This window comes from Bradyrhizobium sp. Crot121, assembly GCF_059512385.1.
In genome coordinates, this window is the sequence record NZ_JCAMOR010000001.1 from 316,727 (window position 1) to 330,655 (window position 13,929).

At 57.3% G+C, this 13,929-nt stretch carries 14 protein-coding genes; 2 read left to right on the forward strand and 12 right to left on the reverse strand.

The features are described from left to right. Positions 1–220: 220 nt before the first annotated feature. Positions 221–688 (forward strand): MarR family winged helix-turn-helix transcriptional regulator, encoded by a 468-nt coding sequence (locus AC5ZGW_RS01360; RefSeq protein ID WP_130223022.1) that lies wholly within the window; start codon positions 221–223, stop codon positions 686–688. A 927-nt stretch (positions 689–1,615) separates the two neighbouring features. On the opposite strand, the gene AC5ZGW_RS01365 is transcribed toward AC5ZGW_RS01360, so the two are convergent. Together AC5ZGW_RS01365 and AC5ZGW_RS01370 are read right to left on the reverse strand one after the other, a co-directional pair. Continuing rightward, positions 1,616–1,765 (reverse strand): hypothetical protein, encoded by a 150-nt coding sequence (locus tag AC5ZGW_RS01365; RefSeq protein WP_245474508.1) that lies wholly within the window; start codon positions 1,763–1,765, stop codon positions 1,616–1,618. Between the two features lie 19 nt (positions 1,766–1,784). Continuing rightward, on the reverse strand, positions 1,785–1,916 hold the full coding sequence (locus AC5ZGW_RS01370; RefSeq protein WP_283813235.1) for a hypothetical protein: 132 nt from the start codon (positions 1,914–1,916) through the stop codon (positions 1,785–1,787). 284 nt (positions 1,917–2,200) lie between these two features. On the opposite strand from AC5ZGW_RS01370, the gene AC5ZGW_RS01375 reads away from it, so the two are divergent. After that, entirely contained in the window at positions 2,201–3,271 is a 1,071-nt protein-coding gene (locus tag AC5ZGW_RS01375) for an AraC family transcriptional regulator (RefSeq protein WP_245287145.1), read from the forward strand. An 84-nt stretch (positions 3,272–3,355) separates the two neighbouring features. Here AC5ZGW_RS01375 and AC5ZGW_RS01380 read toward each other — a convergent pair whose 3' ends face one another. From AC5ZGW_RS01380 to AC5ZGW_RS01425, 10 genes are all read right to left on the reverse strand, one after another. Next, the gene (locus AC5ZGW_RS01380; RefSeq protein WP_130223024.1) at positions 3,356–4,588 is read right to left on the reverse strand and encodes an ABC transporter substrate-binding protein; all 1,233 of its coding nucleotides are present in this window, start codon (positions 4,586–4,588) and stop codon (positions 3,356–3,358) included. Positions 4,589–4,729: 141 nt separating this feature from the next. Continuing rightward, complete coding sequence (locus tag AC5ZGW_RS01385; protein WP_130223025.1) at positions 4,730–6,601, reverse strand: AMP-dependent synthetase/ligase; 1,872 nt, start codon at positions 6,599–6,601, stop codon at positions 4,730–4,732. 1 nt (position 6,602) lies between these two features. Further along, positions 6,603–7,382 (reverse strand): enoyl-CoA hydratase/isomerase family protein, encoded by a 780-nt coding sequence (locus AC5ZGW_RS01390; protein WP_028161642.1) that lies wholly within the window; start codon positions 7,380–7,382, stop codon positions 6,603–6,605. A gap of 29 nt (positions 7,383–7,411) precedes the next feature. Then, positions 7,412–8,542, reverse strand: a complete 1,131-nt coding sequence (locus AC5ZGW_RS01395) for an LLM class flavin-dependent oxidoreductase (protein ID WP_130223027.1) — start codon at positions 8,540–8,542, stop codon at positions 7,412–7,414. A gap of 226 nt (positions 8,543–8,768) precedes the next feature. Then, positions 8,769–9,536: a creatininase family protein gene (locus AC5ZGW_RS01400; protein ID WP_130223029.1), complete on the reverse strand. Its 768-nt coding sequence runs from the start codon at positions 9,534–9,536 to the stop codon at positions 8,769–8,771. Beyond that, positions 9,537–10,304, reverse strand: coding sequence for an enoyl-CoA hydratase/isomerase family protein (locus AC5ZGW_RS01405; protein ID WP_130223031.1), 768 nt, complete (start codon positions 10,302–10,304; stop codon positions 9,537–9,539). A gap of 210 nt (positions 10,305–10,514) precedes the next feature. Beyond that, complete coding sequence (locus AC5ZGW_RS01410) at positions 10,515–11,234, reverse strand: ABC transporter ATP-binding protein (protein WP_130223033.1); 720 nt, start codon at positions 11,232–11,234, stop codon at positions 10,515–10,517. Continuing rightward, on the reverse strand, positions 11,227–11,952 hold the full coding sequence (locus AC5ZGW_RS01415; protein ID WP_130223035.1) for an ABC transporter ATP-binding protein: 726 nt from the start codon (positions 11,950–11,952) through the stop codon (positions 11,227–11,229). The genes AC5ZGW_RS01410 and AC5ZGW_RS01415 overlap by 8 nt, the downstream gene beginning before the upstream one ends. After that, entirely contained in the window at positions 11,949–12,980 is a 1,032-nt protein-coding gene (locus tag AC5ZGW_RS01420; protein ID WP_245474509.1) for a branched-chain amino acid ABC transporter permease, read from the reverse strand. Before AC5ZGW_RS01420 ends, AC5ZGW_RS01415 begins: the two co-directional genes overlap by 4 nt. Continuing rightward, positions 12,964–13,833 carry a branched-chain amino acid ABC transporter permease gene (locus tag AC5ZGW_RS01425; RefSeq protein ID WP_028161635.1) on the reverse strand — a complete coding sequence of 290 codons (870 nt, stop codon included), beginning with the start codon at positions 13,831–13,833 and terminating at the stop codon, positions 12,964–12,966. Before AC5ZGW_RS01425 ends, AC5ZGW_RS01420 begins: the two co-directional genes overlap by 17 nt. Positions 13,834–13,929 lie beyond the last annotated feature (96 nt).

Below are 13,929 nucleotides of genomic sequence, written 5' to 3' on the forward strand. Positions count from 1 at the left end.
TTCAGCGCCCGGAAGCCGATGCGCCGGAAAAAGGGGCCCGCCATCGCCCGAAGCGCCTCGACGCGGCAGAGCGCGATAAAGCAGGACTGAGGTCGAACAAAGATGGATTCCTGAGTTCAACGAATGTAGACAATCGACCAGCGCCGAAGACTTTCGGAGCTGAACAGTCACACTTTTCTAAAAATGAGCTCAGGCAACGTACCGCGAGGGGACGAAAGTCGTGCAATCGAAAACAAAGGCGCGCTCGGCGGAGAAGCTGAAGCAAGCTGTACAGTCCTACAGGCTGGATGACGCACCGGGCTTCTTATTGCGCGTCGCGCTCCGTACTCACACGTCCATCTTTGCCGCGAAGATGATTGAAGAACTAACTGCACCCCAATTCTCAACGCTGGCGAAATTGAGAGAGGTCGGACCTTGTTCTCAAAACCACCTAGGACGGCTGATTCACTACGACTCAGCCACAATCACCGGCGTTATCAATCGTCTCAAATCACGCGGCCTGATCAAGAGCTCCAAGGATCCCTTGGATCCACGACGGCGGGAAATCGATTTGACTGAAAAGGGCAGGCGCGTAGCGGATGCCGCGATCGAGACTGTTGGTGAGATTTCAAGCGAGACATTCGCTCCCTTGACCCGGGAAGAATTTCGAACGCTTACCGAACTTCTCAAGAAAATCATACGCCGCTGAACCGGCAGTGGTCCACATTGACGATCATCGATGAGCCGAATCGTTGGCCAATCATTTCAGCCGACTGCGGTGAGACAAGATGGCCCGGCGATGGAGCCGGGCCAAGTAAAGGGAGGAAGCGAAAGATGGTGATCTCTCGCGAAACGCCGAATGCGGATTTCGATCGAAGACAGCTCAACGAACGATCTCAGCAGCAGAACTATCAGACATTCCGCACAGCATTTTGTGCTGAAGACGATGCCACTGCATAACTTTTCCGGCATCTTAATCGCACAGATCTCAGTCACATACCGACTCCGACACTGCCACGCGAAGAACACGACGGCGCGAGTGAGCGGCGAACGCGTCTTCCACAACGTTGTCTAAGGCCAAGAACTCCACGTCCTCCTCGCTAAGCCGGCCGCGCCCCCGCTCCGCACGAGGTGATGCACCTCCCTCTTACATTTGGCAGCCAGCGGCGCGGGCGACTTCCGCAACGCGTGCAGGGCAGGTCAGGTGCGATCAATGTCGCCATAGTGAAGATATTCTCTGAGTGGCTATCCTCAATTGTTTCTGCGTAGCGTGCGGATAATCTTTGTTCTGAAGCGCGCCAGGTCGAAGAAAAGTTTTGGCACTCTCTTAACCGCAACCGCTTTGCCATCGATTGCGAGATGTAGAACTCGGATCAATCTAGCGAGACCGATTTCCATAAATGCCTCCCGAACATGTACGTCATTGGCTATCGTGAGCTGGTTGTTCACTACGACGATGGACGACGCTAGATTAGGCTCCCTCTCCAGAACGAAGTCTCGGCATGCTGCCGCAAACTCCTCCTCTTAAGCGCTCAAAGGTATGCTGAAGACACTCCGAGCATCTTCCGCCATATTCCGGGTCCTTTATGCCAGCCGGCGGCGGGACAGCCGCATGCCGCCTTTCGCTTTTCGATTTCTAATGGCTCACGCGCTTCGGCGCTTTCTTCCCGCTCGGCAACACGTCCATGCAAACACCTTCATAGATTTCCGCAGCCATGCCTATCGTCTCTCCAAACGCAGGATGCGGATAAATGGTCTTGCCGATATCAATCGCATCGGCGCCCATCCCAGCTATATCTCTCCGATCATGTCGCAGCGTGCGGGCCAACGATGACGCCGCCGACAATGCAATGCGTCTCCTGGTCGAAGGTCAGCACTTCGTCATTCCACGATTGCGCATCGGCCACCTTGATCAGCGGATCGCTGTGAACGGTCATTCTCGTTGGTTCCAGCGAACTCCTTCCTTGGTAGCATTGAGTTGTCCGGCATGTTTTGCCCAAGATCCAACCCATCTGACAGAATGCGCAGCTAAAGGGGGCGCGCTATCGTCTATACCCGGCATTCTCTGCCGCACCGCGCATAGGAGCAGAGCCGATAAGAACTCTTCTGCACGGAGACGGGTGAAACGCGCCATTCTGCCGCGGCCGGATTCGCACGCATGAATTGCAGTCGCTTTCGTCGCGCAACCGGGTCGAGGCTCTCTCAACGATCCGCAGGCAGGATGCCAAGCGGCGACCGCGACCACCAGGGACCGATCGCCTCGCGGCCGCGCGCCGGACGGGCCGCATTCAGTGTTCTGCCGCGAAATTTTTCCTCCGCCGCCCTACTTTTCCGTGACGATCATGTTTCAGCGAGCTATCCTTTGAGGGGATCCTTCGCCTTATCGCCGCCCGACAGATTGGAACTGCAGTTTCAACGAGTGAATTCGATGCGCAAGTCACCCGCTTTTGAAACGGATGACGGCTTTGCCCGAATGAATTTGCCGGACCTTCGGATCAATTACGATCCGATCGATCCAGACCAGTTCGACCGACCAGTCGTCTCCTTCTGCCTCGAGACAGGTCAGGACAACGACGAGCTGCCACTTCATTCGCACAAGAAGGGGCAGTTGGTGGTCGCCTCTCATGGATCGGTCATGTGCCGTGTACCGGGCGGATTATGGATCGTTCCGCCGCAGGGTGCCGTATGGATACCCGCCGGCGTTCTGCACAGCAACTGCGTGTCAGACAACGGAAAAGTCTACGTCGTCTTCATCGATCCGCAGGCGAGTACGCTTCCAACCACCTGCTGCACATTCACGATATCGTCGCTCGTCCGCGAGTTGATACATCGATTGTCCGTATTTCCGCCCTTGTATCCGATCGAGGGACCGACAAGTCGACTTGGGCGCGTATTGCTCGACGAACTGGTGCAGATGTCCACCGAACATATGTACCTACCTATCTCCTCCGATAGTCGACTTCAGCATCTGGCCGCCTCCCTTCTCAATGATCCTGCCGATCGGAGTACGGTCGAGGAGTTGGCTGCTCGATATGCGATGAGCGAGCGCACATTCGCCCGTCTGGTATTCAAGGAAACCGGGCTGACGTTCGGGCGCTGGAGACAGCGGCTCCACATCTTGGTCGCGTTGCAGCGACTATCGGACGGATCTTCCGTCCAGGCCGTGTCACTCGATCTGGGCTATGAAACGCCTAGCGCCTTCATAACCATGTTCAAGAAGACAATGGGTAAGAGCCCCCGTCGCTTCCTCGCTGAGCGGTCCAGCTTCGCCAGCCGGGAGCCGTTCGTATAACGCGATAATCGGAGAGTCAGAGAGCTCGACCATCGAAGAGCTGCGGCCCCGGCGCGATTGTCGGGGCCGCATCGCTTCTCTCGTTTACCGCGCGTTGAACGGAACCAGCGGATACTGCAGTTCCGCCTCCGCAACGGCCCGCGGCGAGACTACACGAGGCCTTCCATTCTGCGCCTGCAGCATGGTTATGTCGCTGCCCATATTCTGGCCCGTAGCATCAAATTTGATCTTGCCGCTCGACATCAGGAACGGCGTCATGTCAGTCGTCTTGAGCGCAGCATGGATTGCTGCAGATTCCGGGGAAGCTGCGCGGGTCACCGCATCTCCGACAATCTGCACGGCTTCGAACGCGCATCCCGCGTTTCCATCGAACCAGTCGTTTGGATAGTCGGCGGCGAACCGCTTGAGAATGGCTTCGGTGTCCGGTGCCTTCGGGTTGCACCACAAGCCTGTCGCGATTCCGCCGTCGCCATATTTGCCCAGCGCGTCGTAATACGCCTTATCCTGCACGCCGTTGGAGTTCGGCGAGAAGATCATCTTGGGATTCCACCCCTGCTTGATGCATTCCCGAATGATCATGATGGCGTCATTGACGCGCGTCACCGACACAAGCGCATCGGCCCCCGACGCCTTGGCCTTCGCGACCTCAACCGAGAGGTCCTTGGCCCGCTCGTCATACGGAACGTACTGAGCGATCTTCACCGGAACGTTCTCTTCCTTCCAGGCCTGATCGATGCTTGCCGCGGTCGATTGGCCCATCGTGTTGTTGAGATGTAGAACGGCAACGCTCGTCGGCGGATCCTTCAGCGTCGACAGGACCGACTTCAAGTCGGCGAGAGACTTCCTGACGATCGTCAGCGACGTGGGGTAGTAGCGAAAGACCTGGGTGAACCCTTGCGATGTCACCTGGGTCGCGCTTGCGATATGCACCACCATCGGAACGGCTGCGGCCTCCGCGGCCTGAAGCGCCGAGATGGTTGCTCCTGAGTCCCAGGCTCCAATGAGTACCGTGCAACCTTGCCTGATGAGGCCTTCGGCGGCGATTCGCCCGTTCTCCGGTCTGCTCTGCGTATCCGCATGGATGATTTCGATGTCGATTCCGAACTTCTCTTTGGCGAACTTCGCACCAACGTTGATACCGCGCACGCAAGCCTGTCCGGGGAACGCCAACACACCGCTGCTGGGCATGATCGCGCCGACTCGCACCTTGGCGGGGGTCGCCGCCTTGACCGGCCACGATACAAGCCCGGCAGCGATGCCAACGCCGCTGCCGAGTACGGTGCGGCGCGTTATCCGGTTTCCGATGCGATCCTTCATGTGATGTCCCCTTCTGTTGACTGCAACGAATATGAGGCGGTTCGGTAGGAAACTTTATGGATAACCGTGCGCGTTGAAGCTCGAAAGCTGCTGCGAGGCGCGCCAGACACGTATGATTCGCATAAGCGGCAATGGTTCAGATCACATTCCCATCTCGGTCTTGATCAGGTTCTCTTCGGTGTCGTCGTAAAGCGTATCGATCAGCGACCGGTATCGTTCCATCAGTTGCTTTCGGCGCTTTTTTCGTGTCGGCGTCATCACGCCATTCTCCGGAGACAGCTCCTCCGGTAGTATTCGAAAGGCCTTGATTTGCTCGGCTCTCGCCAGCCGGCTGTTTGCTTTGGCAATCTCGCCTTCAATCATTCGGACGACCACCTCGGAATTCGCCAGGTCCGAATACTGCGCGATCTTGAGATCGCGCGATTTCGCCCAATCCATCGTCGCGGTCGCGTCGACTTCGATCAACGCGGTGAGATACTTCTTTCCTTCTCCAATCACCGCCGCTTCGGAGATGAACGGACTATGCCGGATCTCGTTTTCGATCTGGGTCGGGCTAATTGACTTTCCGTTGGAGGTATTGATGATTTCCTTCTTGCGATCAATCAGCTTGAAAAGCCCGGTCGGCCCGACTTCGACGATATCTCCGGTATAGAGCCAACCGTCCCGCAGAGCCGACTTGGTTTCCTCGGGCTTATTCCAGTATCCAACAAAGAGCCCCGGTCCGCGGGTGATCATTTCCCCGTCTTCAAGAACCGCTGTCTCCCACGCCGGATCCTGCAAAGGCACTCCGACAGTGCCAGCCTCGGGCCATTCTGCCATCTGGACCAGGTTGGCTCCGACCAGTTCTGTCTGGCCGTAGCACTCCTTGAGCTGAAGTCCCCACAATTGCCACAGAGACATCAGTTCGGAAGGCATCGCCGCCGAGGACGTGAAGGCAACCGTGAGCTCTTCGAATCCGACTTCGGCAAGCAATGGACGGAATATCTGTTTCCGGCAGACCTCGAAGAGCCCGGATATGAAGGGGTCTGGCTCACCACCAGCCTGACGATCATCAAGCGCCTTGCGGGCGATCTTCATCGCGAATTGATAGTCCTGCTTCTGCCTCGCAGATCCGGAATGAACCTTGCTGAGGATCTGCGTGGCAAACCGCTGAAAGAACCGCGGCGGCGCCATGAAGTAGGTCGGCCTGACTTCCTTGATCGTTTGAGCGAAATCCGCGCTCGTCTCGCCAAAATACGGAACCATTTTTGCGATCAATGGCATTGTCGTGGCTTGCGCGCGCGCGACGGTATGCGACATCGGCAGATGGACGACAACGCGATGCGTGTCGGTGCGCATGCGCGTGGTAAACGTCGTCACGCAGTGCGCGCCGGCGAGCAACGAGAGATGGGTCAGCATCGCACCTTTCGGGAAGCCTGTCGTGCCGGAGGTATACCCGATGCTCGCCAGGTCACTGGCCTTGGCCTTCGCCGCCTGCTCCCGCAAAAATGCGTCGGTGTCGACTGGAGCCGTCCCACAAAATTCCTTCAGGGAGACGACATTTGCCGCTCCGCCGGTCCCGTTCCATGCACCATCCAGCATGATGATCTTTTTCAGCTTTTCAGCCTGGCCGGATCCAAGGACGATACCGAGCTGAAGCTCGCTGCCGACGAAGGCAAAGGACGCTCCGGAATCGCTCAGATAGTAGCCGACTTCTTCCGGCGATGAGGTAAAGTAGACACCGACCATTACTGCGCCGGCGCAGATCGTCGCCATGTCCGCAAGCAGCCACTCCTGGGACACGTCCCCCATGATGGCGATGCGGTCGCCGCGCTCGAGCCCGGCTTTCTGCAGGGCGACCGCCAGGCTCGCGACCCGATCCGAATACCGCTTCCACGTCACGGCGATCCACTCGCCGTGACGCTTCTGATGATACGCGACCGTGTCCGGGCGTTCCGCTCTTCGCGCGCCCAGAAGCTGCGGAATGGTCACGTCGACGAGTTGAGCTCCCGACGTAAGGGATTCGACGTTCATCTTATCGCTCCGCGAAGCGCTTCCGCTTCTCCGCAAATGCGGCTACAGCCTCACGACGCTCTGGCGATGCGAAGGTAAGCATCTCCAGCGCGGCCGAAGTATCGAGAAGCAGGTGTGCATACTGCTTGATGATCTTGTTGACGCTGTATTTCGTCCAAATGATCGATTCCTGCGGGCCCCCCGCAAGCATCTCGGCGTATTCGATCGCAGCGTCTTTGACGTCCCGGTTCGAAATGACTTCGTTGATCATCCCCATCGACGCTGCCTTCTCTGCGGAAATGAAATCGCCCGTCATGAGATAGTGTTTCGCGCGCACAGGCCCCATCAAGAGAGGCCAGATCACCGCACCACCGTCGCCTGCAACGACGCCGGCGGTTACGTGCGTATCAGCAAATCGCGCGGTCGGGTTTGCGAAGATGACGTCGCAAAACAGGGCGAGCGTTGCGCCAAGCCCGACGGCAACGCCGTTGACCGCCGCGATGAGCGGCACCTCGACTTCGAGCATGTTGCGGATAAGGTGACGTCCGCTCCTTGTCGGCGACGGAAGTTTGCCCTTGTCGAGCGACTTCTGATCGCCGCCCGAACAGAAGCCGCGCCCCGCACCGGTCAGCACGATCGCACGGACCGACTTGTCCTTATCGAGATCCACGAAGACCTGCTCCAGTTCTTCGTGCATGTCCCAATTGATCGCGTTCAGAATTTCCGGCCGGTTCATCGTCACGACGGCAACGCCGCTGGCGCGCTTCTCGATGATCAGATACTTGTAGCCATGCTGTTGCATTGGTCTTTCCCTTTTATTTCTTTGCGAATTTACTTCTGAGGCCGCATAGCTCGAATTTGCCCGAGGATGTCTTCCGTGGGCCGCACGACGTTGTTTCTGTCGTTGAAATGGGGAATCACATAGCGCCCGACCATCTCGATCGCTTCCATGATCTTCTCGTGGTTCACCGAATCGAGATGAAGAAGCACCTCATCGATCCCCAGCGCCTGGAACTTTTCGATCTGGCGAATGACGGTGTCGGGGCTTCCGCAGACCGTCGTCGCGGAGTGGTTAAGCAGATAGTCCCAGTCCTTTGCGGCACGTTCCATCGCTGGGACGCTTTCGCTCATGTACGCATAGTCATCAGCAAGTTTCGCCAAGCGGGGATACGCGTCGGTGGAGATCCTCGCATAGTGCATCAGAGGCTCAGCGTAGTCGTCCTTCGCCTTCTGGTCCGTGGGGCCGATGCCGAAGAAGAGCGGAATGCCGATGCGAGGACGCTCAAGCGGGCCGAACTCGTCCCGTCTCCAAGCACTGCGATACGCGTTGATCAGCTTTTCCTGGATTTCCCATCCTTGGTAGATGTTGCTGCTCATCACGGCCAGCCCTTCGGAGCCGGCCCAGCTGTGACTGCGTTCGCTGGTCGCGGCAATGCCGATGACCGGATGCGGCTTCTGAACCGGCTTCGGGACGAGCATTCGCGGTGGAATCTGGTAATATTTTCCCTCGAAAGTGAAGATATCCTCGCGCATCGACTTCTTCAGAAGCGCGAGACCTTCCTCCATCTGCGCAAGCGTTTCACTTGGATCGACATTGAACGCGCGCATTGCGATGGTCGTATTGGCACGGCCGCCGTAAAACTCCATGCGGCCATGGGATAGGATATCGGTGACCGCCAATCGCTCTGCCGACCGCAAAGCATGATTGATCCTGTGCGGCATCAGGGTAACCGCGGACCGCAGCTTCACGCGCGACGTCACGGCGGCGAGGTAGCCATACACGACTTCAGGCGCTGAGCTCGAGATGCCACCGAGCGCTACGTGCTGCTCGGAAAGCGCGACGCAGTCGAACCCGACCTTTTCCGCGAGGCGCACCTCGTCCACCAATTCATGAAGTCGGCGAGCATAGCTCTGCCCGACCTGGGTTTCTTGCTCCGACCAAAACCCGAACGTAAGTGCCATCTTTTAAATCCTCTGGGAGATTCGAGATCGGCACAGCGTTTCATAGGCGGAGCAACATTTTCGTTCGAATGCTGGTCGTCGTTACATAACTTTCCAAATTTTGTGCTGTAAGCAGCCAGACTACGCTCCTGTCCCTGACCAACACTTGTTGCGGGCCGCAACGTCGTTTTCCTTCGCTGGCAGCTTCCTGTGTTGGCGGCACACATGAGGTGCAACCGGCGTCAACTTATTTACCGAACGAGGCGGCCAGAAGATCTGTTATCGCCTCAAGGCATCGCTCGCCGATTTCGACGGTCGAACCATGCGGATCGCCAATGACGCCGTTGTCCGTGATCGACTTGATCCCATTCTTCCACATGGAGTGAAGCTGCTCTTCAGATAGCACGCCTAGGTGTCCCACTTCGAACCGATCCAGCCGCACGCTATCGGGGCGGAGACACATCATGAGAGATGTCTCCGCTATATCGGCATGCCCACCGACTGCATTCGGGTCACCTCCGGCATCTTTAACGGCGCTTCGCCACCTGTCGATCCAAGCGATAGAGTCACAGAATGCGTCGATCTCAACATCTTTCGGAACCGCGCGCCTCAACCGAGGAAGAATGTCGCGCAGGACGGGAAAGTTTCCGATATGTCCGGAGAAGAGCAGAATCCGCCTGAAACCATGCAGCGCGAGACTTGTGCAGTAGTCCAGGCAGATTGCTTCAAACGTTTCCGGGCGAAGGGAGATGGTGCCGGGAAAGACAAGATGGTGAGCTGAACAGCCGACCTTGATCGTAGGGGCTATCAGGGCATTGCCAAGATGCCGCGCCACTTTCGCCGCGAGCGCGTCAGCGTGATCGGCATCCATGCAAAGCGGAAGATGCGGTCCATGCTGCTCGACAGCGCCGCATGGGATTAGGACCGTCGAACCTCCTTGCGCCAGGGCAGCCGATACCTCCTCGAAGCTCATGAACTCCAGGCGGATTTCTTCAGGAGATGCCAATGCGGTCATTCATTCCTTCTTCGAATTCTTCGATAGAAAGCGGGCACGCGCGTCCGCTGAACTATTCTCGGTCAGATAAGCGTTGAGATCTTCAATCGTCATCACCTCGAGCGAGGCGTCATCCATTTGTCCTGTCAAGTTCAACGAGCGCTTGATCGCGGCAAACAGCTTTTTCTCCTTTCCGCGAAGATGCTTGCATACCTCCACGGCACGGCCCATCACTTTCGCGGTGGTTGTGATCTCGTTGATCGCGCCAATTTCGAGCGCTTTCTGCGCGTCGACTAACTCGCCCCAATAGAGCAATGCTTGTGCTTCACGAAGCCCCAGCTTCTGGACTGCTTGCCGCATTCCTTTGGCTGCGGGCAAGAGGCCGTGGTTGATTTCCGGAAACCCGATCTTGCACTCGCGATTTGCGACGACGTAGTCGGCATGAAGAAGAAATTCGAGCGCCCCTCCGACCGCATACCCTCGCACGGCACATACGACCGGGCCTGGATATCTCTCCATCTCGCAAAGAAGCGCATGGAAGACCCTCATGCGGGGTCTAGATATTTCGAGGCCGGCCACTTCCTTTATGTCGCCGCCCGCACTGAAGAAGCGATCACCTTGACCCGTCAATACAATGCCTGGCGGCGACACTTGAGTAGACAATGCACGAATAGTGTTCAGCAAGCGATCGATTAGTCCGTTATTCACGGCATTTGCTGGTGGCCTATTCATGGTCAGCGTGACTATGTCGAGGTCGCGCTCGATTATGAGGTCGTCATCGTTTTCCATAGGGAAAGCTTAAGCGACATGCCTCCGAATTGATTGCTGTACACCGTTTCCGTGTCAGCGCATATCGACACAAACAGTCGCCGGAGCGCCGTATCGCGGCATTTTATGCTCCGGCTTCCCAGCGCTTCCGCCGACCTGCAAAGCCGGTTAGCCATGAAGGACAGAGCCGGTCTCGTTGAGCGGCCTGACACCCGGAGGGCGAAGCGCTCACTACATTCCGAGATATGCGCGCTGAATCTCGGAATTGTTCAGCAGTTCGTGGCTCGATCCGTGGAGTACGATAGAGCCGTTTTCCAAGACATAGCCGCGATTGCTCAACGCGAGAGATTTCGCGACGTTTTGTTCGACCAGCAACACCGTTATCCCTTGCTCGTGCAAGGACTTCACTACTCCAAACATCACGTCCGTCAAAGCGGGCGACAGCCCAATAGACGGCTCGTCGAACATGACTACTTCCGGCTTCGACATGATTGCGCGTCCAATAGCCAACATCTGCTGTTCGCCGCCGGATAACGTCCCGGCAAATTGTCGCCTACGCTCTCGAAGCCTCTCGAACAATTGATAGACGAACTCGAGCGTTTCGAGGTGGTTGGCCTTCGCGCGCTTAAGCGATCCGCCCAGGAGCAGATTTTCTTCGACGGAAAGGCTTCCAAAAATCTGTCGACCTTCGGCGACCTGCGCAATGCCGAGTTCGCAGATGTCCCACGGCGGCATCCCGGTAATATCAACGCCCTTCATCTTCACGACACCACTCGAAGACGGAACGATGCCTGAGATTGATCTGATCAGCGAAGTCTTTCCCGCACCATTCGCACCCACGACACAGATCAACTCGCCCTTGTGGATCTGCAAGGAGACGCCGTTCAAGGCATTCGATCCGTCGTATGCGACACAAAGCCCGTCGATCGATAAAAGCGCCTCGTCAAGCATGGAAGCCCGTCCCCAGATAGCTTTCAAGGACCCTCGGATCCGCGACCACCTCTCTAGGACTTCCTTCCGCGATTTTGGCGCCATGATGAAGTACTACTACGCTCGACGCGATTTCCATCACGATCCGCATAACGTGCTCGACGAGCAGGATCGTTAGTCCACTGTCGGCAAGTTTCTGCAGCACGCGGACCACTCCCGCAGCTTCGGTGGGTCGGAGGCCCGCCATTACCTCGTCCAGCAGCAGTAGTTTGGGTCGCGTCGATAGCGCTTTGGCCATCTCCAGCATTTTCCGGTCCGGCAGCGTCAGCTGGTCCGTCCTCGCATCCGCTTTGCCGGCGAGTCCAACGCTTTCGAGAGAATCGTATGCCTTCGATCTCGCCTCGTTTACGTTCTTGGTCCAGCTGAAGGCTCCGACCATTGCGTTCTCGAGTACTGACATATCCCGCATCGGTCGCACGATTTGGAATGTTCGCGCGATACCTATCCTGCAGACTATTTCAGGCGGTGTATTCTCGATCGAACGCCCCTCGAAGAACACCTGCCCACTGGTCGGCCTCATGGCGCCGGCAACGAGATTGAAACATGTCGTCTTTCCTGCCCCGTTCGGCCCGATCAGCGCGGTGATACTTCGGGCTTCCAGTGCGAAGCTCACGTCGTTCACCGCGACCAGTCCCCCGAACGATCGGGAGAGGTTCTTTACCTCGAGCAGACTTGTCATTTTTCGGCCCTCCTCGGTTGCGGGAGCCACACTCGGGACGGCACCTGGATTGCCTTGCAGAGCCGGACGATCGCCGGCCAAATGCCGTCGGGTAGGAACCAGATCACCAAAATCAGAACGATACCGTACGTAATATTGTTCAGCCCCGGGATCCGAAGACTGTCGCCGAGGGCGCTCATCAAATGGTTCAGAGGAATAGCCGTGAGCGATCCGACCAGCGGACCGAACGTCGTGCCTAACCCGCCGACCACGGGCCCTATCAGGACGTCAACGGAGAGCCCCATGCCCATAATCGAATCTGGAAATATCGATCCTTGCACGAGTGCTAGAATTCCACCACCCACCGCCGCCGTCGCCGCCGATATCGAGATCACGAGGATTTTGTGCCGGAATGTGCGGACGCCGAGCGCGCGTGCAGCCCCGTCATCATCCCTCATTGCGCGCCAGACATATCCGAAATACGATCGCGAGATAAGTTCAGTTCCCACGATCCCCAGTGCCGCCAGAGCAAGAGCGATAAAGTAGTAGAAACGCGCATCCCCTCGAAGCATCGAGATTTCGATTGCGCCGGTTGGCGCAGGAAAGAACAGCCCCTGCATTGCGCCAACAAACTCCCAGCCACTGAACATAATCCTGGCGAACTCCGCGGCAGCAACCGTCAGCAGCGCGAAATAGATACCGCGCACTTCGAACCGGAAACTCAACCACGCCAGCACCGCGCCGACGGATCCGGCAATGAACATTCCGACCAGAAGGCCTATCCACGGAGAAATGCCGTACTTTACATCGAGGACGCCCACTGAATAAGCTCCTAGGCCGACAAATAGGGCGTGACCGATCGATAGTTGCCCACCGATCCCGAGCATCAAATTCCAAGATTGCCCCAAGAAAGTGAAGAGCAATACAATCGTCATCAACGAGATGACGTACGGGCTTGCCAGAGCACCGACTAAAGCGAGGACAACGAAGAGCATTGCTCCAGCGAGCCACGGCCCCATTTCAGTCGCACCATCAAATCTCTTTTGCACCAAAAAGCCCTCTCGGACGGAAAATCAGGATGATGATCAGGAGCGCATAAGGAAGCGCCGTCTTCATCGACGGAGCGAACATCAACGCCGCGATTGCCTCGGCGACGCCGATCACCAATCCACCCAAGAGTGCTCCACTGAAGCTGCCGAGGCCGCCGACGATAACCGTCACGAAAGCCAGCAGAGTAAAGTCGACAGCTAGATATGGTTGGGCGTCGAACAAAGGAGATATCAATGCGCCGGCTACGCCCGCGCAGGCCGCTCCGACACCAAAGGTCACCGCATAGACCCGAGGAATGTTTAACCCCACGATCAGGCCGCCCAACCGATTGTCTGCGGACGCTCGCAAAGACCGACCGAACGATGAAAACTTCAGATACGCTCCTAACAAGGCAATGAGCAGACCGGCAGTCGCCGCCGCTTGAAGTCTCGCCAGGTCCAATGTCACGAAACCGAGCGATACGGTTTGAAACGACAGCTGAGAAGGAGTCGGGCGCGGATCCGGTCCGAACGCCACCAGCAGCGCGCCGCTGAAGAGCAGCGACAGACCGATGAAAACAATGAACTGATAGTGATGGGGCCGGTTGACGAACCGCTTTACGATCAGGGTTTCCAAAAAGTATCCGAAGACGAACATAACGACCGCCGCGATTGCCGCCGCGACAATGATTGGAACGTCCCAAAGGCGGACCGCCCAATAGCCGATGTAGACGCCGAAGACGACCATCTCCCCGTGCGCGAAGTTGACGACCCGCATGACACCAAAAATGATCGTCAAGCCGAGCGCCACGAGGCCGTAGACGAGACCGAGCAGAATGCCACTCGCGAGAACATTGAGCCAAAGCGACAACATTAGCGGACACTGAATGGTACGAGTGTAGACCGCGGCTTGAATACGGCGATGCTCAAACCCCCGACGACTTGCGGCTGGCTTTCCTTCGCTTGAATC